The organism is Myroides sp. TSA_177.3, assembly GCF_052691955.1.
In genome coordinates this window covers 70,630-95,253 of record NZ_JBQZGD010000003.1, presented here as the reverse complement: position 1 = coordinate 95,253, position 24,624 = coordinate 70,630, and the positions used below count along the sequence as shown (strand labels likewise).

The 24,624-nt window shown below is 36.8% G+C and carries 25 protein-coding genes; 8 read left to right on the top strand and 17 right to left on the bottom strand.

All coding sequences use genetic code 11. The annotated features are described in order from the left end of the window. Positions 1–14 precede the first annotated feature (14 nt). Together ACUTSE_RS04235 and ACUTSE_RS04230 are read left to right on the top strand one after the other, a co-directional pair. Positions 15–557, top strand: coding sequence for a DUF4625 domain-containing protein (locus tag ACUTSE_RS04235; RefSeq protein ID WP_002989379.1), 543 nt, complete (start codon positions 15–17; stop codon positions 555–557). A 112-nt stretch (positions 558–669) separates the two neighbouring features. Then, entirely contained in the window at positions 670–2,790 is a 2,121-nt protein-coding gene (locus ACUTSE_RS04230) for a prolyl oligopeptidase family serine peptidase (RefSeq protein WP_445639366.1), read from the top strand. 82 nt (positions 2,791–2,872) lie between these two features. Here ACUTSE_RS04230 and ACUTSE_RS04225 read toward each other — a convergent pair whose 3' ends face one another. The 5 genes from ACUTSE_RS04225 to mtgA all read right to left on the bottom strand — a co-directional run bounded on the left by ACUTSE_RS04225 (position 2,873) and on the right by mtgA (position 6,278). Further along, on the bottom strand, positions 2,873–3,628 hold the full coding sequence (locus ACUTSE_RS04225) for an SDR family oxidoreductase (protein ID WP_445639365.1): 756 nt from the start codon (positions 3,626–3,628) through the stop codon (positions 2,873–2,875). A gap of 73 nt (positions 3,629–3,701) precedes the next feature. Beyond that, on the bottom strand, positions 3,702–4,307 hold the full coding sequence (locus ACUTSE_RS04220; RefSeq protein ID WP_002989388.1) for a DUF1684 domain-containing protein: 606 nt from the start codon (positions 4,305–4,307) through the stop codon (positions 3,702–3,704). Positions 4,308–4,395: 88 nt separating this feature from the next. Next, the gene (locus tag ACUTSE_RS04215; protein WP_002989390.1) at positions 4,396–4,869 is read right to left on the bottom strand and encodes a Dps family protein; all 474 of its coding nucleotides are present in this window, start codon (positions 4,867–4,869) and stop codon (positions 4,396–4,398) included. A gap of 161 nt (positions 4,870–5,030) precedes the next feature. Further along, positions 5,031–5,498 carry a hypothetical protein gene (locus tag ACUTSE_RS04210; RefSeq protein ID WP_445639364.1) on the bottom strand — a complete coding sequence of 156 codons (468 nt, stop codon included), beginning with the start codon at positions 5,496–5,498 and terminating at the stop codon, positions 5,031–5,033. Between the two features lie 81 nt (positions 5,499–5,579). Then, positions 5,580–6,278: a monofunctional biosynthetic peptidoglycan transglycosylase gene (gene mtgA / locus ACUTSE_RS04205; protein WP_445639363.1), complete on the bottom strand. Its 699-nt coding sequence runs from the start codon at positions 6,276–6,278 to the stop codon at positions 5,580–5,582. Positions 6,279–6,434: 156 nt separating this feature from the next. Here mtgA and ACUTSE_RS04200 point away from each other — a divergent pair, with 156 nt between their 5' ends. Both ACUTSE_RS04200 and ACUTSE_RS04195 read left to right on the top strand, forming a co-directional pair. Then, positions 6,435–6,776, top strand: coding sequence for a type II toxin-antitoxin system RelE/ParE family toxin (locus ACUTSE_RS04200; RefSeq protein ID WP_445639362.1), 342 nt, complete (start codon positions 6,435–6,437; stop codon positions 6,774–6,776). 72 nt (positions 6,777–6,848) lie between these two features. Then, a complete protein-coding gene (locus ACUTSE_RS04195; protein WP_231737943.1) occupies positions 6,849–7,181 on the top strand; it encodes a helix-turn-helix domain-containing protein in 333 nt (110 codons plus the stop codon). A 128-nt stretch (positions 7,182–7,309) separates the two neighbouring features. On the opposite strand, the gene ACUTSE_RS04190 is transcribed toward ACUTSE_RS04195, so the two are convergent. The 3 genes from ACUTSE_RS04190 to ACUTSE_RS04180 form a co-directional block, all read right to left on the bottom strand. After that, a complete protein-coding gene (locus ACUTSE_RS04190) occupies positions 7,310–8,029 on the bottom strand; it encodes a 3-ketoacyl-ACP reductase (RefSeq protein ID WP_445639361.1) in 720 nt (239 codons plus the stop codon). Positions 8,030–8,057: 28 nt separating this feature from the next. After that, positions 8,058–8,828 carry a DUF3050 domain-containing protein gene (locus ACUTSE_RS04185; RefSeq protein WP_445639360.1) on the bottom strand — a complete coding sequence of 257 codons (771 nt, stop codon included), beginning with the start codon at positions 8,826–8,828 and terminating at the stop codon, positions 8,058–8,060. Positions 8,829–8,919: 91 nt separating this feature from the next. After that, on the bottom strand, positions 8,920–10,098 hold the full coding sequence (locus ACUTSE_RS04180; RefSeq protein ID WP_115092300.1) for an acyl-CoA dehydrogenase family protein: 1,179 nt from the start codon (positions 10,096–10,098) through the stop codon (positions 8,920–8,922). A 218-nt stretch (positions 10,099–10,316) separates the two neighbouring features. On the opposite strand from ACUTSE_RS04180, the gene ACUTSE_RS04175 reads away from it, so the two are divergent. Beyond that, entirely contained in the window at positions 10,317–11,426 is a 1,110-nt protein-coding gene (locus ACUTSE_RS04175; RefSeq protein ID WP_445639359.1) for a redoxin family protein, read from the top strand. Positions 11,427–11,463: 37 nt separating this feature from the next. On the opposite strand, the gene ACUTSE_RS04170 is transcribed toward ACUTSE_RS04175, so the two are convergent. Both ACUTSE_RS04170 and ACUTSE_RS04165 read right to left on the bottom strand, forming a co-directional pair. Continuing rightward, complete coding sequence (locus ACUTSE_RS04170; RefSeq protein WP_445639358.1) at positions 11,464–12,567, bottom strand: Fic family protein; 1,104 nt, start codon at positions 12,565–12,567, stop codon at positions 11,464–11,466. Positions 12,568–12,699: 132 nt separating this feature from the next. After that, positions 12,700–13,515, bottom strand: a complete 816-nt coding sequence (locus tag ACUTSE_RS04165) for a DUF4349 domain-containing protein (RefSeq protein ID WP_445639357.1) — start codon at positions 13,513–13,515, stop codon at positions 12,700–12,702. Between the two features lie 242 nt (positions 13,516–13,757). Here ACUTSE_RS04165 and ACUTSE_RS04160 point away from each other — a divergent pair, with 242 nt between their 5' ends. Further along, positions 13,758–14,873 (top strand): TlpA family protein disulfide reductase, encoded by a 1,116-nt coding sequence (locus ACUTSE_RS04160; protein ID WP_445639356.1) that lies wholly within the window; start codon positions 13,758–13,760, stop codon positions 14,871–14,873. Between the two features lie 131 nt (positions 14,874–15,004). Here the strand turns inward: ACUTSE_RS04160 and thrA are convergent, their stop codons facing one another. From thrA to ACUTSE_RS04140, 4 genes are all read right to left on the bottom strand, one after another. Beyond that, entirely contained in the window at positions 15,005–17,407 is a 2,403-nt protein-coding gene (gene thrA / locus ACUTSE_RS04155) for a bifunctional aspartate kinase/homoserine dehydrogenase I (RefSeq protein ID WP_445639355.1), read from the bottom strand. 12 nt (positions 17,408–17,419) lie between these two features. Then, positions 17,420–18,385, bottom strand: coding sequence for an alpha/beta fold hydrolase (locus ACUTSE_RS04150; protein WP_445639354.1), 966 nt, complete (start codon positions 18,383–18,385; stop codon positions 17,420–17,422). Between the two features lie 32 nt (positions 18,386–18,417). Continuing rightward, entirely contained in the window at positions 18,418–19,695 is a 1,278-nt protein-coding gene (locus ACUTSE_RS04145) for an O-acetylhomoserine aminocarboxypropyltransferase/cysteine synthase family protein (RefSeq protein WP_445639353.1), read from the bottom strand. Between the two features lie 308 nt (positions 19,696–20,003). Continuing rightward, entirely contained in the window at positions 20,004–20,711 is a 708-nt protein-coding gene (locus tag ACUTSE_RS04140) for a tRNA1(Val) (adenine(37)-N6)-methyltransferase (RefSeq protein ID WP_002989411.1), read from the bottom strand. Positions 20,712–20,926: 215 nt separating this feature from the next. On the opposite strand from ACUTSE_RS04140, the gene ACUTSE_RS04135 reads away from it, so the two are divergent. Both ACUTSE_RS04135 and ACUTSE_RS04130 read left to right on the top strand, forming a co-directional pair. Further along, entirely contained in the window at positions 20,927–21,391 is a 465-nt protein-coding gene (locus tag ACUTSE_RS04135; protein ID WP_445639352.1) for a hypothetical protein, read from the top strand. A 3-nt stretch (positions 21,392–21,394) separates the two neighbouring features. Further along, positions 21,395–21,595, top strand: coding sequence for a helix-turn-helix transcriptional regulator (locus ACUTSE_RS04130; RefSeq protein WP_445639351.1), 201 nt, complete (start codon positions 21,395–21,397; stop codon positions 21,593–21,595). Positions 21,596–21,649: 54 nt separating this feature from the next. On the opposite strand, the gene ACUTSE_RS04125 is transcribed toward ACUTSE_RS04130, so the two are convergent. From ACUTSE_RS04125 to ACUTSE_RS04115, 3 genes are all read right to left on the bottom strand, one after another. Further along, the gene (locus ACUTSE_RS04125) at positions 21,650–22,579 is read right to left on the bottom strand and encodes a hypothetical protein (protein WP_445639350.1); all 930 of its coding nucleotides are present in this window, start codon (positions 22,577–22,579) and stop codon (positions 21,650–21,652) included. Between the two features lie 431 nt (positions 22,580–23,010). Beyond that, positions 23,011–23,550, bottom strand: coding sequence for an adenylate kinase (locus ACUTSE_RS04120; protein ID WP_445639349.1), 540 nt, complete (start codon positions 23,548–23,550; stop codon positions 23,011–23,013). Between the two features lie 224 nt (positions 23,551–23,774). Beyond that, positions 23,775–24,476 carry a DUF1003 domain-containing protein gene (locus ACUTSE_RS04115; protein WP_445639348.1) on the bottom strand — a complete coding sequence of 234 codons (702 nt, stop codon included), beginning with the start codon at positions 24,474–24,476 and terminating at the stop codon, positions 23,775–23,777. Positions 24,477–24,624: the final 148 nt, after the last annotated feature.

The following is a 24,624-nucleotide window of genomic DNA, read 5'->3' as shown; positions in this document are numbered from 1 at the left end:
TAAAATTTAAAACAATGAGAAAATTACAATATTTAGCAATAGCATCAATAGCAAGTGTATTTACTTTTACTTCATGTTCAAGTGATGACAGCACAGACACAGAAAAACCAGTCGTAGACTTAGTAGCACCTGCAGAAGGAGCTAAGTTAGAAGTAGGAAAGGATATTCACTTTGATATGGTGGTATCCGATAATGACGGATTGGCTTCGTATAACGTAGACATCCACAATAATTTTGATGGGCATAACCATTCAGGAGGGGACAACCATACGCATGCATTGGCTGTAAAAGAAGTTGCAGCTGACGGAAAACCTTTTGCCTTTAACAAAACATGGGATTTAGGAGGGGTGAAAAATGATAAAATTCACCACCATGAAATCATCATCGACGCGAATGCTAAACCAGGAAACTATCACTTTGTGGTAAAAGTATTGGATAAATCAGGAAATCAAACCATGGAATTTAGAAATATCGAAATTGTAGCAGCAGGAGAAGGTGATGGTGGACATGACCATGACCACGATCACGACCATGATGATCACGACCACGCACATTAAGTAGCCGCCTTAATTGGTTTATATTTGTAGAAAAGCAAGGTGTAATGCCTTGCTTTTGCATTTATTATTAATATATTTACTTTCACAGAAATTTAAAACAGAAATATTTATTATGAGAAAATCGTTTATGACACTTCTTGTAGCAACTTTGATTATTTCATGTAAAAATGAAGGAGCAAAGGAACAGGTGGCGGATATTCAATATCCTGAAACGAAAAAAGGAGATGTAGTTGATACATACTTCGAGGTTGAAGTAGCTGACCCTTACCGTTGGTTAGAAGATGACCGTTCCGAAGAAACTGCAGCTTGGGTAAAAGCACAGAATGAAGTAACTAATGGTTACTTAGCTCAAATTCCATTTAGAGATCAGTTGAAAAAACAAATGGAAGAAGCATGGAATTATGAAAAAATTGGTGCTCCATTCAAAGAAGGAAAATACACGTATTTTTTCAAAAATGATGGATTACAAAATCAATCTATTTTATACCGTAAAGATGAAGCTGGAAAAGAAGAAGTATTCTTAGATCCAAATAAATTCTCTACGGATGGAACAACTTCTTTAGGAAGCATTGATTTCTCAGAAGACGGAAGCAAAGCAGCTTACGCTATTTCTGAAGGAGGAAGCGACTGGAGAAAAGTAATTGTAATTGATACAGAAACGAAAGAAGTTATTGGTGATACTTTAGTGGATGTAAAATTTAGTGGTGTTTCTTGGTTTAAAAATGAAGGATTCTACTATTCAAGTTATGATAAACCAGAAGGAAGTGAGTTGTCTGCTAAAACAGATCAACACAAATTATACTACCACAAGTTAGGCATTGCTCAAAAAGAAGATGCATTGATTTTTGGTAAAGACCAAAAAAGAAGATACGTAGGTGGATATGTAACAGGAGATAATCAATATTTAGTGATTACTGCTGCGAATTCTACATACGGAAATGAATTGTACATCAAAGACTTGACGAAAGCGAATAGTCCAATTGTAACGTTGGTAAATAACTTCGATAGCAGTAGTAGTGTTTTAGATAGCAAAGACGGTAAATTGTATATTGAAACTGATTTCAATGCGCCGAATTCACGCGTAGTAACGGTGGATGCAACTAAACCACAACAAGCAAACTGGGCTGATTTTATCGCAGAAACAGAAAATGTATTGTCACCAACTAAAGGAGGAGGCTATATTTTTGCTAGCTATTTAAAAGATGCTGTTTCTATGGTGAAACAATACGATTACACAGGGAAAGAAATCAGAACAATCGAATTACCTGGAATCGGAACAGCAAGTGGATTTGGAGGTAAAAAAGAAGATACAACGTTGTATTATTCCTTTACAAACTACATTACACCTGGAACAATCTACGCATTCGATGTAAAAGATGGAGCTTCTAAAGTGTACGAACAACCAAAAGTGAAATTCGACTCTTCTCAATATGAATCAAAACAAGTGTTCTATACTTCAAAAGATGGAACAAAAGTACCGATGATTATCACGTATAAGAAAGGAATTGAATTGAACGGTAAAAATCCAACAATGTTGTATGCATATGGAGGATTCAATATCAGCTTAACGCCATCATTTAGCATTGCAAATGCAATCTGGTTAGAAAACGGTGGAGTATATGCAGTACCAAACTTAAGAGGGGGTGGTGAGTATGGAAAAGCTTGGCACGTAGCAGGAACAAAAATGCAAAAGCAAAATGTATTTGACGATTTCATTGCTGCTGCTCAGTATTTGATTGACAATAAATATACATCATCTGATTTCTTAGCGATTAAAGGAGGATCAAATGGAGGTTTATTAGTTGGAGCAACGATGACACAACGTCCTGACTTAATGAAGGTAGCTTTACCAGCAGTAGGAGTATTGGATATGTTGCGTTACCATACCTTTACAGCAGGTGCTGGATGGGCATATGACTACGGAACTGCAGAAGACAGCAAAGAGATGTTTGAGTACTTGAAAGGATATTCTCCTTTACACAATGTAAAAGCAGAAGCTTATCCTGCAACAATGGTTACAACAGGAGATCATGATGACCGCGTAGTACCAGCACACAGTTTTAAATTTGCTGCTGAGTTACAAGCGAAAAACAACGGACATAATCCAATGTTAATTCGCATTGAAACAAATGCTGGACATGGAGCTGGAAAATCAATTGCTCAACAAATTCAAGAGCATGTTGACTTACAAGCATTCACATTATACAGTATGGGAGTAAAGAAGTTGAAATAAACAGACTAGAATAAATAAAAAGGCTATCTCTTTGTGGAGATAGCCTTTTTTTATGCTGTAAAGCGACATCGTGTCGATGGAATTAACTTGTTTTTATTTTTGGAAAACCACCATCTACGCTGATTTCTGTTCCTACAATAAAGGAGGAATCATCCGAAGCGAGGAAAAGAACGGCCTGAGCAACCTCATGGGCCTGTCCAAAGCGCTTAATCGGCACCTGTGGAGCAAAGGAAGTCGTAAACGCTTTCACTTGCTCTTCGGATAGATTGGAACGGTCAAAGTAGTTGGTTTCTATTGGACCAGGTGAAACGGCATTTACTCGGATGTTTTTGCTGATGAGTTCCGCAGCAAAGGTCTTTGTAAAGGATTGTACTGCTGCTTTTGCAGCAGAGTAAACACTAGAATTGGTCATGCCAATTTCCGTAACAATAGACGTGTTTAATACAATAGAACTATTCGGACGTAAAAGAGGGAGTACCTGTTGTACAGTGAATAAGGTTCCTTTTACTAACACATCAAACATCTCATTGTAATGCGCTTCGTCAATGTGTTCCAATGGAGCATATTTTCCAAATCCCGCATTGACGAATACAAGATCTAAATGAGATACCTGTTGACGAATCAAATGCTGTAATTGGAGTAAATCTGCCATAGACCCTGCATTAGAAACAATCCCAAGAGCGTTGTTTCCAATTTCAGCAACTGTGCGTTCCACTGTTTCTTTCGTTCGACCTGTGAGGATAACTTGAGCTCCTTGATCACTGAATAATTGAGCTGTTGCTTTGCCTATACCACTTGTACCACCCGTAACAAGGGCAATCTTTCCTTTTAATTTCATCTTTCTATCTTTTAAAAGACCAAAAGTAGGAGGATGATACAAGCGCTACAATCCGTTTCTTGCTATTTTGATTTTAGTATTTATAATCTTTGATCCCTGCATTAATCTCCGCATTAATATCATTTTGTGGCGGTGGAATAGGGCATGAGAATTTCGGATTATACACACAGTATGGATTATACGCTAAATTGAAATTCAAAATAATAGTTTCTCCTTCGGGAATCTCTAAATCGATATATCGACCTCCACCATAGGTGCTAACACCTGAAGTTAGATCGGTAAAGGGAAGGAATAAATGCTTTTCATATTCTTTCTGGTTGCGCAAGTTCACATCCTGAAATAAATCTAATTTTTGAGGTTTGCCATTAAAGGTAAAAGAAGCCTCACCGTATTTGACATAAATGGGTTTGCGCTCAGTGGTTGTTGGCATCTCAAAAGGTACTTCACCTGGAGTGCGGGTAAATTGAGCTTCAATAATAAAGCGCTCATTAACGGGGAAAAATTCGAGGCTAACAAATTTCTTTAATGCATCAGGCACTAAAGGAGAAGTTTCTTTATTTCCGAATTCTTTATTTAAGCTTTTTTGAAATAAAAGGGCTTTTTCTGTCTCAGTTTGGGGCGAAGACGTACAAGCGTACTGTAATAGAATGACAGCACCAAGCATAATCAATCGTTTCATTGTTTTGTTGTTCTGGGTTGGCTGTAAAAATAGCAAAAAAGGTTTGCCTTTAAAAGACAAACCTTTATAATAAATCAGAACAGCAAGATTACTTGATGTGTGCGCGTAACATCCAAGCTGCTTCTTCGTGTTTTTCTAATAATCCCGTTAAGAAATCAGCTGTACCTTGATCGTGCATATCGTCAATGGCATCGATGTTCTCTCTTAAATAGATGATAATCGCTTCGTGATCTTTGCACAAGTCTTTAATCCAAGAAGCACTGTCGTTTCCTTGATTATCTCTTGATTCAGATAGTTGAGTCAAAGCAAGATATTCTTTTAAGCTACTAGGCGCATAATGTCCTAAATGACGGATTCGCTCTGCAATAGCATCCACGTCTACAATAATAGCTTCATATTGTGATTGAAAGAATAAGTGCATGGAATGGAAGTCAATTCCTTCCACGTTGTAATGTGCATTTCTCGTTTTAGTATAAAGCACGAATTCATCTGCTAATAGTTTAGCAAGCTTGTCTGTGATTTGTTGTCTTACGTCGTCTTTTAAACCAATGTTTGTTTTCATAGTATTTGATTTTAGTTGCTTACAAATTACAAAAAAAGTAGGGATTAATCCCTATTTTGGATGATAAATAAAAGATAAAATAACCTTTTTTAGATAAAAGGATAGTGTTTCTGTAGGATGTAAATAAAAAAAGGATCTGTTTCCAGATCCTTTTCGCATGATTATTTTTTCAATTTATCAGCAGCATTTTCTAACCCTTTTTGAGCCTCTTTTGCTGCATCATTTACATTTTCTTTGGCTTTGTCTGCTTTCTCTTTCGCTTCATCTTTCATTTCATTCACTTTGCCTTTTGCTTCATCTAGTGATTTTGCAGCGTCATTTTTCAACTCTTCCGCTTTATCACCAACCTGGTTCACTACTTCTTCTGTTTTATTTTTAGTAGCTTCCCATGCTTTTTGTGCCTCGTCTAGTGTTTTTCTAGCCGCTTCTTCAGCTGCCTTGTCTCCACTTTTTACTGCGTCCTCTACTGCTTTTTTCGCTTCATCAAATTTAAGCTCAGCTTCGGATTTCGCTGCTGTTAATTCTGTTGCTGGAGTAGTCTCTGAATCTACAGCTCCTGACTTCGTGTCTTTACAAGATGTAGCGAACAGTAAACCACCAATAGCTAACGATAATACAATTTTTTTCATAACAAAAATAATTTAAGTTTGACTACAAGTTAGGAAAAATCTAGTTTAAATGAAAATTTTTAACTAAAAACGTATTATTTTTTACTTCTGTTTCTTTTTCTTCAAATCCAATGGGCCGTACCCCTTGATATAACGAGAGATGGTTTGTTTTCGCTTGCTGACATAGGGACCAGACTTTACGGGATTATAACGTCTCGGACTCGGTAAGATTACCGCTAGTCCAGCTGCTTCATTAACTGTCAGTTTTGCTGCACTTTTCTTATACCAATGCTGTGCAGCCGCCTCAGCGCCATAAACACCATCACCCATTTCAATGCTGTTGAGGTAGACTTCTAAAATGCGCTCCTTTGACCATAGTAGTTCAATCAAGGCTGTAAAATAAGCTTCAAACCCCTTGCGAATATAACTTCGACCCGGCCATAAAAATACATTCTTAGCAGTTTGTTGTGAAATGGTACTACCACCTTTGATGCGTTTTCCCTTCTCATTGTTTTTCATCGCCTTTTCAATCGCCTTGAAATCAAAACCATTATGGCTTAAGAAATGTCCATCTTCACTTACAATAACGGCTTTCTGTAAATTAGGGCTAATCTTATCCAAAGACACCCAATCGTGTTTCAATGTAAAAGATTTGCCTTCTTTCTTTTGCTCGTATAACCGAATAAACATCAAGGGTGTATAGGGTACAGGAACAAAACGAAAAAAGATTACAGAAAAGATGCTTAATGCAAAGAACCACAACACAAGCTTTAGAATAAAGCGTAAAAGTTTGCGAACCATAGATTTATAACGTATAAAAACTGGTACAAATGTACTAACATATTGCGAAATGCAATTCACGGAAGTAAAAAAAAATAGAAAAAAAACATATTCAAAAGTTTACAATATTGTAAACTTTTGAATACATTTGTATCAGTATAAAATGAAAAATGATGTATGAGGAACAACCAAATTTTGTATCTCGCGGAGATACTAACATTTTTAGATGGCATTGATCCAAAAGCTAGTGCAAAGATTATTTATAATATCCAAAAGGTATTGCATGCTAATTTTTTAGATAGTGATTTATTCAAAAAATTGGATGATGAAATTTGGGAGTTTCGAACTCTTTATAATGGTATTCAGTATCGTTTACTTGCCTTTTGGTGTCCTTATACTGAGTCTCTTATAATTGCTTCGAATGGTTTTATTAAAAAAACACAAAAGACACCGCTAAAGGAATTGAATAGAGCGAGGTTGATTAGGAAACAGTATTTGTTGACTTACGAGAAAAAGTAATTGCTACCAATAGATAAAAAGAAGTTTTAATTTTATATTACATATTTAGTAAATAATATTTAGTTTGACATTATGAAACATTCTACCAATAACAAACCCATGGAACTTATAACTAATGATCAAATGATTGATCGATATATTGGTGAAATAGGCACTATCGAAAGGGAGGATTTTGACGCTAGTGTTAGCATTGATAAATTAGCTGCGGCTATTAAAAGATTAAGAAAAGAAAAAAATTTAACGCAAACTCAATTAGGAGATTTAATTGGAGTTAAAAAAGCACAAATTTCGAGAATCGAAAGTTCTACTTTAAATATAGGTTTATATACCTTACATAAGGTATTTCAAGCTTTGGATGCAAAATTAACGTTCAATGTAGAAAGTGATATTTCTTTAGACGTTTAGAAAATTAGGAGTAAACATAGGGAATTCATCTTTTGTTGTTCTTAGGTAAGGGATATTATCTTAAGGCAACTATTTAAAAACGATAATGACCAGTAAAATACTGGTCATTATCGTTTTTTGAGGATATACTATACGGGATTTGTTGTCCACAAAGAAGCGGTTTTCAACATCGCTCTTCTCGGTAATCTTAAAGTTGCTACCAGTAGCTCCGCAAAATCTTCTGGCTGTAAGATATGATCCGGGTTACCATCTGTTAAACCTAGTTCAATAGACATATCCGAAGCAATGGTACTTGGTGTTAAGGTACACACGCGGATATTGTTTTTGCGAACTTCTTTCATTAGGGATTCGGATAGACCGATAACCGCAAACTTAGAAGCTGAATAAGCAGAAGTCGTTGGATTTCCATTTAGCCCTGCTGTAGAGGCCACATTGAAAATATCCCCTTCATTTTGTTGAATCAGATGTGGTAATACTTCACGGGTTACATTGTAAACCCCCATCACATTTGTCAACAAGATTTCTTCCCAACGATCAGCGGGCATATCTACAAATTTTCCAAATTCAGAGATACCTGCATTGTTGACTAAAATATCGATTCCACCTAAGAAATCAATAACTTTTGCAATTTCCGTGTGAACTGCTGGTTTATCTACGACATCAAATACAGCATACGTAGCTTTTACGCCCAATGCTGTTAATTCTTCTACCGTCTGTTTTAGGCGTTCTTCGTTTCTACCTGTGATTGCCACGTTAATTCCTTCTTTTGCAAAGGCAAGTGCTGTAGCCTTTCCTAATCCTCTACCACCACCTGTGATAATTGCATTTTTTCCTTTTAATGGACTCATAGCCTTGTGTTTTTATAAATAGAATTAATTAATTTGCTTCAATCGCGCGTTCGATTGCATTCCATAAGCCATATCGTTTGACTAAAGCTTCTTTGGATACGCGAATCACCTCTTGCCACTTTTGTTCATCTGAACCACATAGTTCCGTAATCATTTGCATCGCCATTGGTCCATGCTCATCACCGTCTAATTCAATGTGTCGCTCAAAGTAATAAATTAATTTGGATAAGTCTGTTTCCGGAAAGTTAAGTTGAAACCCTTTTAGAATAGCAGTAAACATTTCAGGAATCAAATCTTCACGACCAAAAGTAAATGCCGCAGCAATTTCATGCGGTTTTCCTTGTGCAATGATGTCAAAAGTAAAAGTCAAGAAGTCTTTAATATCTTGGTCCACAGCTAATGTTGCAATAGCTTGTTCAATGCTTTTTCCCTCTTGTAGTTGAGCTAAAAAAGCATCCATGACTTGCACGTCTGCTTGTGCGTCGCGCATCGCATCGACATACATTTCAAAATGACTCAAACGCTGTCCATCCATAGCTAAATCGGATTCCTCCGCTAAGACAATCTCGTTGATTAAATAACGCGTTTGTGGATAAGGAGAAGCGAACCAAGGCGTAGTTGTACACGTAAGCTTTTGCTGTAAGGCTTTTAATAGGGACATAAAATCCCATACTGCGTATACATGGCCTTCCATGAATTTCTGTAAATGGGCAACAGTCGTAATTTTTTGATATAATGGATGCTCTAATAAAGCGTGACGTTCTGGAGTAATCAGTTGATTAACGGTTTGAATATTCATAATGATTAAAAAGATTTATACAAAAATAAAAAAGCTTCTCGGTAAGGAGAAGCTCTTTATATAAAGTTTATCTATTTTGTTATAAGCTAGACTACTTGAATGCTGGGAATCCCGTTACATCCATACCTGTAATTAACAAGTGGATATCATGTGTTCCTTCATACGTTACAACTGATTCAAGGTTCATCATGTGGCGCATAATAGAATACTCCCCTGTGATCCCCATTCCTCCTAACATTTGACGTGCTTCACGAGCAATTTCTAATGCCATATTTACGTTGTTGCGTTTTGCCATAGAAATCTGAGCTGAAGTTGCTCTTCCTTCGTTTCTCAAAACACCTAAACGCCAAGTTAACATTTGTGCTTTAGTGATCTCAGTGATCATCTCCGCTAATTTCTTTTGCTGTAATTGTGTAGCTCCAATTGGTTTGTCAAATTGGATACGCTCTTTTGAGTAACGCAAAGCTGTATCATAACAGTCCATTGCTGCTCCAATAGCTCCCCAAGCAATTCCATAACGTGCAGAATCTAAACATCCTAGTGGTGCTCCTAATCCTGATTTGTTTGGTAATAAGTTTTCTTTAGGAACTTTTACGTTGTCAAAAATAAGCTCTCCAGTTGCAGAAGCTCTTAATGACCATTTATTGTGCGTTTCTGGAGTTGTGAAACCTTCCATTCCTCTTTCAACGATTAAACCGTGAATTCTACCTTCTTCGTTTTTCGCCCAAACTACAGCGATATCAGCGAAAGGTGCATTTGAAATCCACATTTTTGCTCCATTTAATAGATAATGATCACCCATATCTTTGAAGTTGGTAATCATTCCAGATGGATTTGAACCATGGTCTGGCTCAGTTAAACCAAAACAACCGATCATTTCTCCAGTTGCTAATTTTGGTAAGTATTTATTGCGTTGTTCTTCGTTTCCGTATTTCCAAATCGGATACATTACTAATGAAGACTGAACAGATGATGTTGAACGTACACCTGAATCACCTCTTTCAATTTCTTGCATAATTAAACCATACGAAATTTGGTCTAATCCTGCTCCTCCGTATTCTGTTGGAATATAAGGACCAAATCCTCCAATTTCAGCTAATCCACTGATAATTTGTTTTGGGAATTCTGCTTTTTGAGCATATTCTTCAATAATTGGAGATACTTCTCTTTTAACCCATGCTCTCGCTGCATCGCGAATCAATTTGTGCTCTTCTGTAAGCAAATCATCTAAAAGATAGTAATCTGGCGCCTGAAATAAATCTGGTTTCATAATATTCTTAAGTTTATCAGTTGTGACAACAAAAATAAGTAATATTTATAGATGTGCAATTTTTGCATGTGAAAGTATAGCTAAATTGCCTTTATTTTGTTCGGTAAGAGAAGTTGCAAGTATTTTCTTTTTTTGTTTAAGACGTATTTTCAGGTCTAGGTTATTTGTTTTAAATAGAGTAAATTGCTTGTTAACTTTTAACCACCAACTTAAAAATTATGATTAAAAAACTAGTATTGAGTTCCGCTATACTTCTAGTAACAAATGCCTTTGCACAGGATGAACTTCATTTTAAAGGAAATATAAAAGGAATACCGAATGATGCACAAGTTTGGCTTAGTGTAGGAAAAGAACAAAAGGAGATTGAAGTCAAAGACGGCAAGTTTGATGTACGTCTACCTCTTGAAGGACCCGAAAGTGTGTTTCTTTATTTGAAACAGGACAATGAGTTTAAACATGCGGTATTTTACTTAGGGAATGAAGAGGTTTGGATAGAAGGATCAGTGGAGGATTTTCCATCGAATCTTCAAGCACAAAACTCTAAACACGATGCGTTGCGCTACCAAGAGTATTTGTTAACGAAGGATTTACAAGCGCAAATGGTCGAATTGGAGGATGAAGCATATGAATTAATAGAAGGAGGGGCAGATAAAGATAGTTTATATGAAGTGTATATGGGGATTCCTTCCGGTAAGGTTACTAAAGTGAGGCAACAGCTGAAAGTAAAAGAATTTGATTTTATTCGCGAGCATATCAATACGGATTATGGGCGATTTTTGCTAAAGTTCAATACCACCGATTTTACAACAGCTCAATTCAAAACCTTAGTAGATGCAGTAGATCCTGTATATAAGAGTACAAAGGAAATACAATTTATTCAAGCGTTAGTGGATTACCCTACTTTGCAGCAGGGAGATCAATTTTATGATTTTAAAGCGTTAGACAACAACCAACAACAAGTGAATTTTAAGTCTTTCTTTGATGGAAGATATGTTTTATTAGATTTTTCAACTTGGTTTTGTGGATATTGTCATCGTGCAGCACCGCTTACTGCTGAAATGGCAGAGCAATTAGAAGATAAGCTCAACTACGTAACGTATTATGTGGATAATGATGAAGACAGTTTAGCCTTATATTTTGGATTAAAAGAGAATAAGGGAACTTTACTTTGGAATAAGGAGGGGGAATTTAATTCAACCCTTGCGAAATACAGACAAACTGGAACACCACATTATGTTTTGTTTGACCCAAAAGGCAAGGTAGTTGAAGTATTTGAGGGAATTAAAGATGATTTTCCAGAACAAATAAAAAAATACATACAAGGTTAAAAGGTAAGGCGGTCTTTTTAGACCGTCTTACCTTTTTTTAAGGTAAATTCAAGTGATAACGAACGGAACGACCTGCTCCTGTTACGGCAAAGATACCTTTCTCTACTAAATCTTGTAAATCACGGGTTGCTGTAGCTTTAGACGTTTTTGTAAGGGACATGTATTTCTTGGCCGACATACCGCCTTGAAAATCTTCTAGACCTAAATCAAACATTTTGAGAATGACTTTGTGTTGTCGTTCATTAAGTTGGGTTTGATGTTGATCAAAAAAATGAGCTTTGTTGACAATGAGGTGGATGGTTTGTTTGGCTTGTTGTTGAGCCTCTATTATTATACCACAGAAATAGGCAATCCACGCCGTAATGTCTAATGAATGTTGCGCTTCCTTTAGTGCGGAATAGTAACTCCTTTTATCTTTTTCAATCGTTTTAGATAGACTCAATATTAAAGGGAATTGAAAAGCTTCAGCTAGACATTTTTCCGCTAAAGCACGCCCAATTCTGCCATTGCCATCTTCAAAAGGATGGATGGATTCAAAATACAAATGACTGATAGCTGTTTTAATCATCGCATTTTTAAAATCTAAGGGTGTAACTTCATATTGGGTATACCACTGAATGAATTGTGTCATTTCTTTTTGCACTTGAATAGCTGGTGGTGCTTCATAATGAACAATTTCTTTACCAAAAGATCCCGATATAATTTGCATGGATGCTTTACCTTGTCTATAGTATCCTCCTTGTATGGTAAAGGACTGTGCAAACAAAATACGATGCCAAGTTTGGAGTAATGTTTCAGTTAATGATCTGTGGTAACCTGAACGAACTTCTACTATTAATTCACTAATGCCTGCTGCGCGTTTATCGAAAATGGAATGTTTGGGAATGGCTAAGCCGATTTTATTCTTGATAGAGGATAAAATGTCTTGACGACTATAATACTCTCCTTCAATCTCAGACGTTTTCATTGCTTCATCAATCATGAATTGGATCAACGTTTCTTGTTTTACCTCTTCACCCAAGGTCTCAAGCATGCCTTTTACTTCCCCAAAGGCTAAGGTGAAGGCTGACACGCCAGCATCTATAGCAGTGGTGTCATAGGTGAAATGAGGCCAGTTTGGATATTGCCAATTGTAAGTCATGAGCCGATTATTAATCTTAATTGGCTCAAATATACGCAAAAAATGAGCCGATTAGCATTTTTAATCGGCTCATTTTTTTATAATGTATTGATTTGTATGGTTTTAATATAAATTCTAATGAAAGGAGAAAACTTATTTATTTTGAAGTTTTCTGCGTTTTATTTTTCGTCTCACAAAGAAGAGAATGGCTAGTAGGATTAGAATAAATGGCCAGATATAGAAAAGACCTAAGGTAAAGGAAACAAGGTTGTCCCATCCTTCTCCAATAGCGGTCGAAAATTCTGAACCAAATGTTGTGGTTGCGGTCTGTTTCTCATAAAACACAGCTGTTAAGGTGCTATAGGCAATACTGCTTTTTAAGTAGTTTAATCGTCCTTCATAGGATTCAATATCTGAACGCAGTGCTTCAATTTCTTTTTCAATTGCTAAGATTTCTTCTACTTTATTGGCTTTACTCAATAAAGCTTTGTAGCGATTTTCTAGCTCTTTTTTTGTTTGAATACGCGATTCTACATCAATAAATTCCTCTGTAACATCTAACGCTTTGATATCTTGATTGTCTACTTTTTGTGCTGCAGTGGTAATCTCTGTTAGTAGTTTCTCAAAGTTTTCAGCAGGAATGCGCAACGTGAGGGTATAAACGGATTGATTAGCATAAGTTTCGGATTGGTCTTGTGCAAGATATCCTTTGTAAGTGGCCAAGGCCGCTGTAATTTGTTTGCGCGTTGCTGCAGCATTAGCTGTTTCAAAGCGAATACTTCCTTCTTTGATGATTTTGCGTTCAACTGTTTGTCCAGCTTCTAAATTTTTAGCAGGAGATGAATCGGTATCAGCAAGACTGAGATAATCGGCCGTTTCAGCCGCTACACTGTCGTATTTCTTATTACAAGAAGCGAGTGTTAGTAGGAAGATTACGCCTATAACGGTGTGGAATAATTTTTTTTTCATAGCGTTTTTATTTAAGTTATAGGAGGTTGATTGCCTAGCATACATCCAACTTACTTGGATTAAAGGTATAAAAAAGATAGCTACAGTTGTGGAAGGAACTACGGATTTTGAGGTAAATCACTAGTTTTAGGGAGGAAAGGGAAAGAAAAAATAAAAAATAGTTGAGAAGTGTTTAGGCTATAGTTAATAGTTGCTGATAATAGGTTAAATTGCAGGTCAACCAAATTTAATACAACTAAATAATGAAAAAAATACTACTCTTGTTTTTAGCTTTGGGTATCTCAACGTTAACCTTAGCGCAAGAAAAATTGCGTCTTAATGGAAAGTTAAAAGGATTAACTGAAGATGCTAAATTAAGCCTATCTGCTGATAATGAGGAAATAGAGTTTCAAGCAAAAGATGGAACATTTAATGTTGAAATGGAATTGAAGGAGGCTCCAACAGTTATTTTCTTGTTTGTAGAACAAGGAGGAGATTCCTATTATACTAGTTTTTTTGTAGGAAATGAATCAATTACTATTGAAGGGGCAATAACTGATTTTCCTCATAATATTGAGGCATTAGGTTCTCAATATGATGGAGTTCGTTACCAAAATTACGTAATCAATAAAAAATTCAATGACGAGATAGAGCAATTGCAAGTGGAAGCACAAGACCTAATGCAAAAAGGAATTTCTCCTGATAGTATCGCATCGGCCTATTATAGTAATGTTGAACCCTTTGGAAAGGTGCAAAAAATTCTTAAGCAAGTGGAAGAGAATGACTTTGAATTTCTAAAACAGTATATCAATACTGCTTATGGGAGATTTATGCTGCCATTTACTACGGAAAATTATACAACAGAACAAATGAAAACGTTGTTAGATTTAGTTGAACCACAGTATGAGAATACGAAAGAAGTTCAGTTTTTTCGAACGTTAATTGAATATAAAGCACTAGCAGTAGGGGATAAATATTACAATTTTACTGCGTTGACAAGAGAAGGACAAACCGTACAGTTTAGTGATTATTTTAAAGGGAAGTATGTACTGCTAGATTTTTCAACGATGCATTGTGGATATTGTCAACAAGCGGCTCCTCAGACAGCCAAAATAGCCGAGGAACTAAGTGCGAAAATGGATTATGTGACGTACTACGTTGATAATTTTCCTGAGACTATGGATATGTATTATGAGTTAAAAGGCAATAAAGGTATTTTGCTTTGGAATAAAAATGGGCGTTTAGATCTTGCTATAGCGAAGTATAAACAACGCGGAACACCTCATTATGTTTTATTTGATCCTGAGGGGAATTTTGTCAACGTTTTGGAAGGATATATGGAAGGCATGGGTGACTTACTACAAGAATGGATGCAATAAAAAAGTAAAAATGTCCTTCGGTATGAAGGACATTTTCATTTGAAATTTAGAATAAACAACCACCAGGAAAGTGGAATGAATCAAATACTTTCCATGGTTAACTATAAAATAAGAATAAATAGATTTCGTTTTTACTTATCTGCTAAGCGGAGAATATCACCAAATACCCCTCTTGCTGTGACAGATGCACCTGCACCTGCACCTTGAATAATGATGGGGTTTTCTCCATAACTTTCGGTATAGATTTCAAATAAACTGTCCGATCCTTGTAATTGCCCCAACGCAGAATGAAGGGGAACTGCGATTAGTTTGGTTTCTAAAATACCTTTGTCTTGTTGTAAATCACCAGATAATTCACCCACATAGCGCAATACCGTATCAGGTTGTAATGCCTGTTTTATTTTTTCAAAAGGAGAATTTAATTGTTCCAATTGAGCAAGAAAAGTTGGCGTATCTATGGATTGTAATTCCAATGGAATGAGATTCTCAATTTGAATTTCTTCTAATTCATTTTGTAAATCTAGTTCTCGTGCTAAGATTAATAATTTGCGCCCAACATCATTACCTGATAAGTCTTCTCGTGGATCGGGTTCTGTGTAGCCTTTGGCAATCGCCTCTTGTAAAACCGTACTGAAAGGTTTGTCCTGAACGGAATATTGATTGAAGATATAGCTCAGACTGCCTGAAAATATCCCTTTGATTTTGGTGATATTTTCTCCAGATAGATGTAGGAGTTTAATGGTGTCAATTAACGGCAGTCCCGCTCCAACATTGGTTTCGTATAAATACTCTTTGTGATTGGCCTTTAGTTCCTTTCGCAAGGTCTTGTAGAAGTCATAGGAAACGGTATTGGCAATTTTGTTGGATGAAATTAAATCAAAACCATGTTGAACCAAGGGGATATAGTGTTCGATAAACGTCTGGGAAGCTGTATTGTCTATAGCGATGAGGTTTTCTAAGTGATGGTCTTTGGCAAAGGAAATCACTTCTTCGATTGTATAAGGAACCCCTTCTTGTGCTAATTCTTGACGCCAATTGGCAGTAATTCCCGTTTCAGTGAACCATACCTTTTTGGAGTTTCCAATCGCAAAAATATGGAGGGCTATATTTTTCTTAGCGGCAATAGCTGTGGCAGAGGCTAAGACTTGATCAATCAATGTACCTCCCACAAGTCCATGGCCGAAAATAGCCAAATTGATTTTCTTGTTTATACCAAAAATCTGACCGTGAATAACATGCAAAGCTTTCTTTGCATCTTCTTGACGAACAACTAAACTAATATTTTTACCAGTCACCGTATTGTGAAAGAGTAGGGGCGTAATTTTATTTTTGACCAACGCTGTATAGGGCTTGTCAAACGTAGTGAGATCTTGTCCAATGATAGACAGAATAGCCACGTCAGGTAAGAGGTGAATGGTGTCAACATCTTTGGTTTGAAATTCCGCTTGAAATTCTTTCTGTAGTACCTCGACAGCACGGCTAGCCTTTTTTTGTTCTACTGTAAAACCCAGTCCGCGTTCTGAGGATCCTTGCGAAATTATACCCACACTGATACCCGCTTGAGCCAAGGCAGTAAAAATACGCGCATCAATACCAACAATTCCCAATAAACCACGTCCTTCTAGCTGAATCAACGCAATATCAGATTGAACGGAAATCGATTTGATTCCTGCGGCAGTGGGACGTGAAGAAATAAGGGTTCCTGTATTTTTTGGGTTTAAGGTATTTAAAATACGCAGTGGAATATTGCTTTCTACCAACGGAAGAATCGTCTTGGCATGGAGGATGGAAGCGCCAAAGTGTGCTAATTCATTGGCATCGTCAAAATGTAACTCATCAATCTTTTGTGCATTTTTAACCCAATCCGGATTTGCAGTATAGATACCATCAACATGGGTATAGTTTTGCAATTCGTCTGCTTGAAGAAAATTAGCGAGAAGGGCAGCAGAATAATTGCTGCCATTGCGGCCCAAGGTTGTCGTTTCTCCCTTTTCTGTGGCTCCAATAAAACCAGTCACCACAGCAAGTGTTTGAGGAGGGAGCCCTTTGAAGTAGATGGAAGTCTTTGCTTTCGATAAGGCTTCTTGCACTTGAGCCTGACCAAAAGTTGAGTCTGTCACAAAGAAATGACGGCTATCAACAGCCACAGCCTGAATGCCATGTTGAAGTAAGTGATGGGTTAGTACCTTACTTGAGATAACTTCCCCTTGAGCCAAGATCAAATCTTTGATTTTTAGGCTGTAATCTTCAAGTAAAGAAACACCTTCATATAATTTTTGCAACAGCGTAAACTCCTCTTTTAAATCAATAGTTTGATGATAGGACTTCCCTTGAAAAGCTAGGAAAGGGGTGTGGTAATCAGCTTGATTTTTAGCTAAATCTAAGATGGCTTCTAAAACATCTGTGGTATCGCCAATAGCAGAAACGACGACAGCAATGGTGTCTTGTTCCGTTTTATCTTTTATAATTTGAATGACTTGGTCGAAAGCTTGTCCTGATGCAAGTGATTTTCCTCCAAACTTTAGAATTTTCATGATTGTATAGATTTAAAAAAGAGGTTGTAATAAGGTTTGTAACTGTTGGTATTCTATGAGAAAAGCATCGTGACCGTGTATGGATTGTATCTCTTTGTATTGGATATCAGCGCCATAAGCGTATAATTTACAATAGGTTTCTCTTTGTTCTTTTTGTGTAAACATCCCATCACTGTCCACCGTTATCATGGTAATCTGGGTGGTGGTGGTTAGGGCGAATTGCTTGACTTGTTCTTCTGTTAACGTTTTACCGATAGTTTGGAGCAAGTGATTCATCAGTTGATAAGCTGCCAATTGAAAGCGCTTTTGCAAGGCATGACCGTGATAGGTCAGCCATTGTTCAACGGGGTGAATTTGATCCATGCTTTGCTGCTCTCGAGTAAATTTCTGATTGATGGATTCTGGCGTTCGATAGAGCAGCATGGCGTGCTTGCGCGCGTCTTCTAACGGATGTTTGGAGTGATTGAGAATGGCTTCTTGTACAACAACTTGACCAATCAACCAATCTGAGGCTTGTACATTGGTCGCAATGGGAACCAAGTGGTGAATCGCTTCTGGTCGTTGTAAAGCCATTTCCCAAGCAATACTGCCACCTAAACTCCCACCAATGATCGCATAGAGTTGGGGAACTTGAAGGAAATCCAATCCCTTCCAAAATACATTCGCAATCACAGCCGTGGTAAATGCAGTATAATTGAGGAGTAATTGCTCCGGTTTGTTCCCATAACCATTGCCTGGAATATTAAAGGCCAAAACAGTATATCGATTTAAATCAATCACTTGATCATAACCAATCACTTGATTCCACCATCCTTGCTCTCCCGTGACAGTACTATTTCCCGTTAATGCGTGATTAACCAAAATAACGGGAGCTTGATGCAAGGGTTGACCAAAAATCTCATAGTTCAAATACAAGGTTTGCGCAGTTTGATCGGGTAAGCGATAAGCTGTAAGTTGGATGGTGTGTAAGTGATGCATGATGAAATGAAACTGTAAAGGCGAAACAATAATTATACTAAGTTTTTGAAAACACGTGCCAAGTCTTGCTGTAAATCTTCTACAGATTCAATGCCGACAGAAAGGCGAACTAAATCAGGCGTTACTCCCGTTGCCTTTTGCTCCTGTACAGTTAGTTGTTGATGTGTTGTAGAAGCAGGGTGAATGATAAGTGATTTTGTATCTCCTATATTCGCCACTAAAGAAAAAAGCTGCGTGTCATTGGCAACTGTTTTAGCGGCTTCAAATCCTTTTTTCAACCCAAATGTGATAACCCCACTTTGCCCTTCAGGTAAATAAATTTGAGCGAGTTTGTGATATGGGCTTGAGGATAACCCAGGGTAATTTACCCAAGCTACTGCATCTTGTTTACTTAGCCATTCCGCTAAGACTAATGCATTTTCGCTGTGTTTTTTTAAGCGTATAGCTAAGGTTTCTAAGCCTTGGATAATTTGAAAAGCATTAAAGGGACTCAAAGCTGCTCCTAAATCGCGTAAACCCTCTAAGCGTATCTTGCCAATAAAAGCTGCTTTTCCAAGTGCTTCATGGTAAACTAATCCATGGTAACCTGCTGCGGGCTCAGTGAATTCCGGAAATTTCCCATTGCTCCAATCGAAAGTACCGGCATCAATGATAGCACCACCTAAGGCCGTACCATTGCCTGAAATATATTTAGTTAGGGAGTGAATTACAATATTTGCTCCGTGTTCAATGGGTCTGAGTAAAGCAGGAGAAGGGACAGTATTGTCCACAATAAAAGGAATATGATGGGCTTGAGCAATTTGAGCAACACCTTTTAGATCAATTACATCTAACTTGGGATTACCGAGACTCTCAACAAAAATAGCTTTGGTGTTTTGTTGGATATTCTGACTGAAATTAGCCAAGTCAGTTGGATCGACAAACGTCGTGTGAATGCCCAATCGAGGTAATGTAACATTGAGTAAATTATACGTCCCTCCGTATAAGCTATTCGATGCAACAAGGTGGTCTCCTGCTTTTAATAAGGTTAATAGGGTTGTGCTAATTGCCGAAGCACCTGAAGCGGTTACAACTGCGCCGATTCCACCCTCAAGTGCAGCTAAGCGCTGCTCTAAGATATCATTGGTTGGATTGTTTAATCGGGTATAGATAAACGCAGGAATGGATAGATTAAAAGCTCCTGCTGCATGATCTGCATTGTCAAATACATACGAAGAAGTTTGATAAATTGGAACGGCTCTCGATCCTGCGGTTTGATTTACTTGATGTCCAGCGTGTAAAGCTTGGGTTGAAAAATGAAAATTGCTCATAAGATTAGTATTAAAGAATGGAAAAAATGAAATAAAAAAAAAGCCCCACCGGCAGACCGATGAGACTTCAACTAATTTATCCTATTACAAAAGAGATTAACTTGCTGACTTTCGGCCATGACGGGATATGAACATCATCATGTTCATATTCATAGGCATCATCATTTGGTTAACTTTTAAAATCATGGTTTGGTTTTTTTACTGAATCAATGTAAAAAAGATTATTTTTTCAGCTTCCTTTTTTTGGATTGATTGTAGAGCAAATTTCTGTAAAATATTTTGAATAGCAGTTATAAAAACTTGAAATGCTATAATTTTAGATAAAAATTCTGTACTAGGGTAGTGAACTCAGGGGTGTAACAGTGTCTTTTTTCTTCAATTACTAGCTCATTTAGAGGAATTTTCTCTATGCGTGTTCTAGAAAAGGCAAGTAAACTGCGTTTAATCTCACTTGTAGGCGTTCCTTTTACACGTGTAACCTGTAGCGGGTAGATGTCAAACTCGGCAGCGAGGTACATGATGCGTTCTTCTTCTTTAGCAGGAACGATGATACTAAATACTCCCTTTTCGGATAAAAAGTATTCGACAGCCTCCATGAGTAAATCAAAGGGAAGTGAGTCTTGAAAACGCGCTTGGTCTCTTTTCTCGTCTTGGGTACGGTAATCTTCACTATAAAAAGGAGGATTGGAAACAATTAAATCATATTCCTCATCCATGCCATTGGCAAAATCTTCTAAACCCGCATGGTAACAGAATAAACGATCACCCCAAGGACTATTTTCAAAATTTTCAATGGCTTGTTCATGGGCATCCGCATCAATTTCAACCGCATCAATTTGTTCTGCATCGGTGCGTTGTGCAAGCATTAAGGCGATTAATCCTGTACCTGTACCAATGTCCAAGATCTTTGTAGGATAATGGTCAACGGGAGTCCAAGCACCTAAAAGCACACCATCTGTACCTACTTTCATGGCACATTTATCTTGTTCTATCGTGAATTGTTTGAATTGAAACATAGGGATATGTATAATTTTGAACGGTAAAAGTACAAAAAATGCAGGTGTTCTAGTGTTGATCTTCCTTTAAGCGCCTGCTTTTTGAAGATATTTAACTTCCTTATAGTTAGTTGGTCTATTTTTGTAATGTAAAAAATACTAGTCAAAATGTAAAGTATTTTATACATAATGAAAAGTTTTTATTACATTTGATTGAACCTTATAATCAAAAAACGATGGAAACAAAATTTTTATTACCCCATAGCTACAAAAAAGTAGGCTGGGTTATTTTGACTTGTAGTACGCTATTATGGCTCTTTCTGACATTAACAGGTCAAGATGAATTGTCTTTTCTGGAAACCTCTGTATTTACTGTTGCAGGAAGTTATTTTTTGACAGATGATGCCGCTTTTTTTACTGTTATTAGGGCAAATATTACTTCAACCTTAGTCGGAAGTTTATTTTTAATAGGTGGATTACTCGTTGTGTTTTCAAAGGAAAGAATCGAAGATGAATTTATAGCCAAATTGCGTTTACAATCTTTTCAATGGGCCTTTCTTATTAATTACATTTTATTGTTTTTTACCTTTGTATTTATCTATGGGATGGAATTTTTTTATGTTATGATTTACAATATGTTTACCATGTTGATTTTGTTTATTTTCCGTTTTCACTATTTATTACTGCTCCATAAAAAATAAATCATGAAGAATACACTCAAGGTACATCGCGCAATAAAAAATGTAACACAAGAAGAGTTAGCTACTATTATTTCAGTAACTAGACAAACCATTAATGCAATGGAGAAAAATAAATATGTGCCGTCAACCGTGTTAGCATTAAAATTGGCGCGCTATTTCGAGGTAACCGTGGAAGATTTATTTATGTTGGAGGAAACGGATTAGGAAGTATGCAAATGCTACTGCATCTTACAGTAGCATTTCGCCAATAGTGTGAAATTAGCCTTTAATTTTAACGGCTGGCGTGATACTTGGACCTTTTTTTACTAAACCTACCAAAAACAATGTGGCTACAATACAAAAGATGGTGGATAGAAATAAAGGCAAACGCGTATATTCTACGAAGAGTTCTTTTGATAATAAGGCATGAAATGATTCACTTAAGGAGTAACCTGCGGAATTTAGTTCCATTAAAAAGACAATGAGATTTGCAAGGATAACCGTTGCAAAATTCGTTATAGATAGGATAAGTAATGTTTTTGAACCTTTTTTTCCGTTGAATTTAATATAGCCTAAATAGCCTAATACAGCTAGTACTAAAGCTAAAGCGGAATAGATCGTATTAAAGTAATAAGCAACAATAATCCACATTATAATTCCTGGAATAGAAAATAGTAATGCTCCAATAACTCCTTTGCTATACGTTGAATTCATTTTTCTTTCATCACTTTCATGACGATAGAATCGCTTTTTAAAATCACTCGTACAAAGAGAACAGAGCTGAATGCCCTTTTCATTTAAATTGTAGAAGTTAATAGGACTGGTTTCTTTACAGTTTTGACAATAATTGGAAATAGGCAAACCAATACGCGCATATAAATCGGTTAAGAAATCGAGGAGGGCGTAGATTGTTGTTATTTTAGTTAAAGCTAGATGTTCGTTGAAAGTGAATACAATTGTGTTATTTTGAAAGGCATAAGTTGAAAATTTCAAAGCCTTTTTATTTGCTGTTAGTGTTTGTTCAACCATGTCACGTTGTTCCTCTGAAATTAAAGTTATATCAGAAATAACGAACTTAGAAGATGGTGTTGTTAATAAACTAGCGTCGCCAATTTGAAAGAGGTATTTTTTATATAAACCAAACACAAGCTGGTTTGTTGCAAACCAGTCCTGCTGTTTTGCTATTTTTTTAGCTTTAGGAAATAACATAGATTAGTTAGGTTGATTATTGGCTATAAATATAATGTGTTTTTTTGTTTGCATTTTGATATTTTTTGAAAGTAGGAGATAGAACGTAAAATTATGATTCCCAAGTTTTATTATATTGCTTCAAATCGCGAAAAGATGTAATTTGAATGCACGAAAGATTACTTGTTTCAATCCATGATTGACACTAGGTTTCTTCTGTTTTTCTTGGAGTTTTCTTGGAGTTTTCTTGGAGTTTTCTTGGAGTTTTCTTGGAGTTTGGTTGGAGTTTGGTTGGAGTTTCCTTCGACAAAAAGGCCTTTTTTCCAAGGAAACTCCTAGCATTGTCCAAGGATTGTCGAAGGAAGACACACGAAAATAAGAGTAAAATAAGAGAAAAGGATATATTTTTCTTCTCTTCAATAGTAGGTAGGGGGAAGAGTAGGGTTTTGGAATTACTTCGTATATAGCTCCATTTTTTTATAAAACTCCAGCAAAGCTTTAAACGATTGAATTCGAATACAAGGAACACCACTTGCTTCGATTAATTGCTGGTATTTGACTTTGTTCTTGGGAACGGTAAATAAAATATGTTTGAGCATTTTAAAGTTGAATTGTTGGCGCGCTCCTTCAAGGTTACCAGCTCGGTTCTCGTTGTTTTGAATGCTTCGTTTGATAAAGCGATACGCTGATCCCCAACGCGAGAAATCCAACCAAATGATAGTTGTTGCTTGCTGAAAGCGTTCAGGCATTAAAAAGCTGTAATTTCCTTCCATGACCCATCGCTGATGTTGAGCTAAAAATACCTGATGATCCATACGCAGGAGCTTGCGATCTCGCGGTTCCCAGTTGGTGTTAGGAACATGCGCAATTTGATCCAAATGACAAACGGTCAAGTTGAGGTTATTCGCTAGGTGTTGCGCTAAAGTCGATTTTCCAGCAGCACTATTGCCAATAATGCAGATACGTGTTCCTAAAGTTTCTAGTTTGTTCATTTTTTTTAAGGAGCTTTTCTGTAAAGTAAATAGTAGTACATCGTGTAGTGTGATGAACGTTGAGGAATCGATGCGATTCCTGACATAGGGAAGAGGATCTCACCAATCTCACCCTCTCACCAATCTCACCCTCTCACCAATCTCACCCTCTCACCAATCTCACCCTCTCACCAATCTCACCCTCTCATCAATCTCACCCTCTCATCAATCTCACCCTCTCACCCTCACAACCCCTCTCTCTTTTTAATTTCCTTCATTAAATCTTCTAAGTAATCTACTTGAACTTCTTGAATGTCTAGTAATTTTTTATTTTGGTGGACTAATAAATGATCTATTTTTTCACTGAGTAATTTAATTTCCAATTCCGCTTTGAGGTTAATTTTATAATCGTGTTCCCCTCGTTGGCGGTCTTTTTGTTCCTGTCTATTCTGGCTCATCATGATAATAGGCGCTTGAATAGCAGCTAAGCATGACAGAATCAGATTGAGTAAAATAAAAGGATAAGGATCAAACGGCTTGGCGGTAAACACCCAGATATTGATAGCCATCCAAATAATGAGGAAGGTAAAGAACGTAATGATAAAAGTCCAACTCCCCCCAAAAGCAGCTACTTTATCTGCAATCTTTTGCCCCATTGTTAACTTCGTTTCGATATCATCCTGGATATTCTCAGATAAGATTGCATTATTCTGTATCGCATTCATGACATCCCGATCCAACAGAGCCAATTCGCCTTTTTCCTGCATCATTAATTCGGTTAGATACAAGCGTCTGTATCGGTTGAGTTCACTTAACGTGATAAAATCCTCCTTGGTAATAGCAGGGTAATCTCGCTGAATGAGCTCAAAAATCCCTTTCCTAATATCTTTGGCTCGAATGTCTTCGCCTAGATTGATGGTTGTTTTACTTATAGCACTGATCTTCATCTTTTTTCTATTAAAAGTATAGATTTTTTTGTGAAATCACGGAATTGTTTTTTTGGTGAGGTGGTGAGGTGGTGAAATCGGAACGAAGTGTAGATTCATCGAACACCAAAACCAATATAAAATAGGTGAGATATATTCATCGAATGCG

Excerpts from the sequence above, each read along its gene's own strand:
- ACUTSE_RS04170 (WP_445639358.1), bottom strand. The coding sequence starts at position 12,567 with ATGACTTACAATTGGCAATATCCAAACTGGCCTCATTTCACCTATGAC.
- ACUTSE_RS04150 (WP_445639354.1), bottom strand. The coding sequence starts at position 18,385 with ATGCATCACTTACACACCATCCAACTTACAGCTTATCGCTTACCCGAT.
- ACUTSE_RS04180 (WP_115092300.1), bottom strand. The coding sequence starts at position 10,098 with ATGAAACCAGATTTATTTCAGGCGCCAGATTACTATCTTTTAGATGAT.
- ACUTSE_RS04235 (WP_002989379.1), top strand. The coding sequence starts at position 15 with ATGAGAAAATTACAATATTTAGCAATAGCATCAATAGCAAGTGTATTT.
- ACUTSE_RS04135 (WP_445639352.1), top strand. The coding sequence starts at position 20,927 with ATGGAAACAAAATTTTTATTACCCCATAGCTACAAAAAAGTAGGCTGG.
- ACUTSE_RS04115 (WP_445639348.1), bottom strand. The coding sequence starts at position 24,476 with ATGAAGATCAGTGCTATAAGTAAAACAACCATCAATCTAGGCGAAGAC.
- ACUTSE_RS04175 (WP_445639359.1), top strand. The coding sequence starts at position 10,317 with ATGATTAAAAAACTAGTATTGAGTTCCGCTATACTTCTAGTAACAAAT.
- ACUTSE_RS04185 (WP_445639360.1), bottom strand. The coding sequence starts at position 8,828 with ATGAATATTCAAACCGTTAATCAACTGATTACTCCAGAACGTCACGCT.
- ACUTSE_RS04230 (WP_445639366.1), top strand. The coding sequence starts at position 670 with ATGAGAAAATCGTTTATGACACTTCTTGTAGCAACTTTGATTATTTCA.
- ACUTSE_RS04200 (WP_445639362.1), top strand. The coding sequence starts at position 6,435 with ATGAGGAACAACCAAATTTTGTATCTCGCGGAGATACTAACATTTTTA.
- ACUTSE_RS04165 (WP_445639357.1), bottom strand. The coding sequence starts at position 13,515 with ATGAAAAAAAAATTATTCCACACCGTTATAGGCGTAATCTTCCTACTA.
- ACUTSE_RS04195 (WP_231737943.1), top strand. The coding sequence starts at position 6,849 with ATGAAACATTCTACCAATAACAAACCCATGGAACTTATAACTAATGAT.
- ACUTSE_RS04190 (WP_445639361.1), bottom strand. The coding sequence starts at position 8,029 with ATGAGTCCATTAAAAGGAAAAAATGCAATTATCACAGGTGGTGGTAGA.
- ACUTSE_RS04130 (WP_445639351.1), top strand. The coding sequence starts at position 21,395 with ATGAAGAATACACTCAAGGTACATCGCGCAATAAAAAATGTAACACAA.
- ACUTSE_RS04220 (WP_002989388.1), bottom strand. The coding sequence starts at position 4,307 with ATGAAACGATTGATTATGCTTGGTGCTGTCATTCTATTACAGTACGCT.
- ACUTSE_RS04140 (WP_002989411.1), bottom strand. The coding sequence starts at position 20,711 with ATGTTTCAATTCAAACAATTCACGATAGAACAAGATAAATGTGCCATG.
- ACUTSE_RS04215 (WP_002989390.1), bottom strand. The coding sequence starts at position 4,869 with ATGAAAACAAACATTGGTTTAAAAGACGACGTAAGACAACAAATCACA.
- ACUTSE_RS04145 (WP_445639353.1), bottom strand. The coding sequence starts at position 19,695 with ATGAGCAATTTTCATTTTTCAACCCAAGCTTTACACGCTGGACATCAA.
- ACUTSE_RS04225 (WP_445639365.1), bottom strand. The coding sequence starts at position 3,628 with ATGAAATTAAAAGGAAAGATTGCCCTTGTTACGGGTGGTACAAGTGGT.
- ACUTSE_RS04210 (WP_445639364.1), bottom strand. The coding sequence starts at position 5,498 with ATGAAAAAAATTGTATTATCGTTAGCTATTGGTGGTTTACTGTTCGCT.
- ACUTSE_RS04120 (WP_445639349.1), bottom strand. The coding sequence starts at position 23,550 with ATGAACAAACTAGAAACTTTAGGAACACGTATCTGCATTATTGGCAAT.
- ACUTSE_RS04160 (WP_445639356.1), top strand. The coding sequence starts at position 13,758 with ATGAAAAAAATACTACTCTTGTTTTTAGCTTTGGGTATCTCAACGTTA.
- mtgA (WP_445639363.1), bottom strand. The coding sequence starts at position 6,278 with ATGGTTCGCAAACTTTTACGCTTTATTCTAAAGCTTGTGTTGTGGTTC.
- thrA (WP_445639355.1), bottom strand. The coding sequence starts at position 17,407 with ATGAAAATTCTAAAGTTTGGAGGAAAATCACTTGCATCAGGACAAGCT.
- ACUTSE_RS04125 (WP_445639350.1), bottom strand. The coding sequence starts at position 22,579 with ATGTTATTTCCTAAAGCTAAAAAAATAGCAAAACAGCAGGACTGGTTT.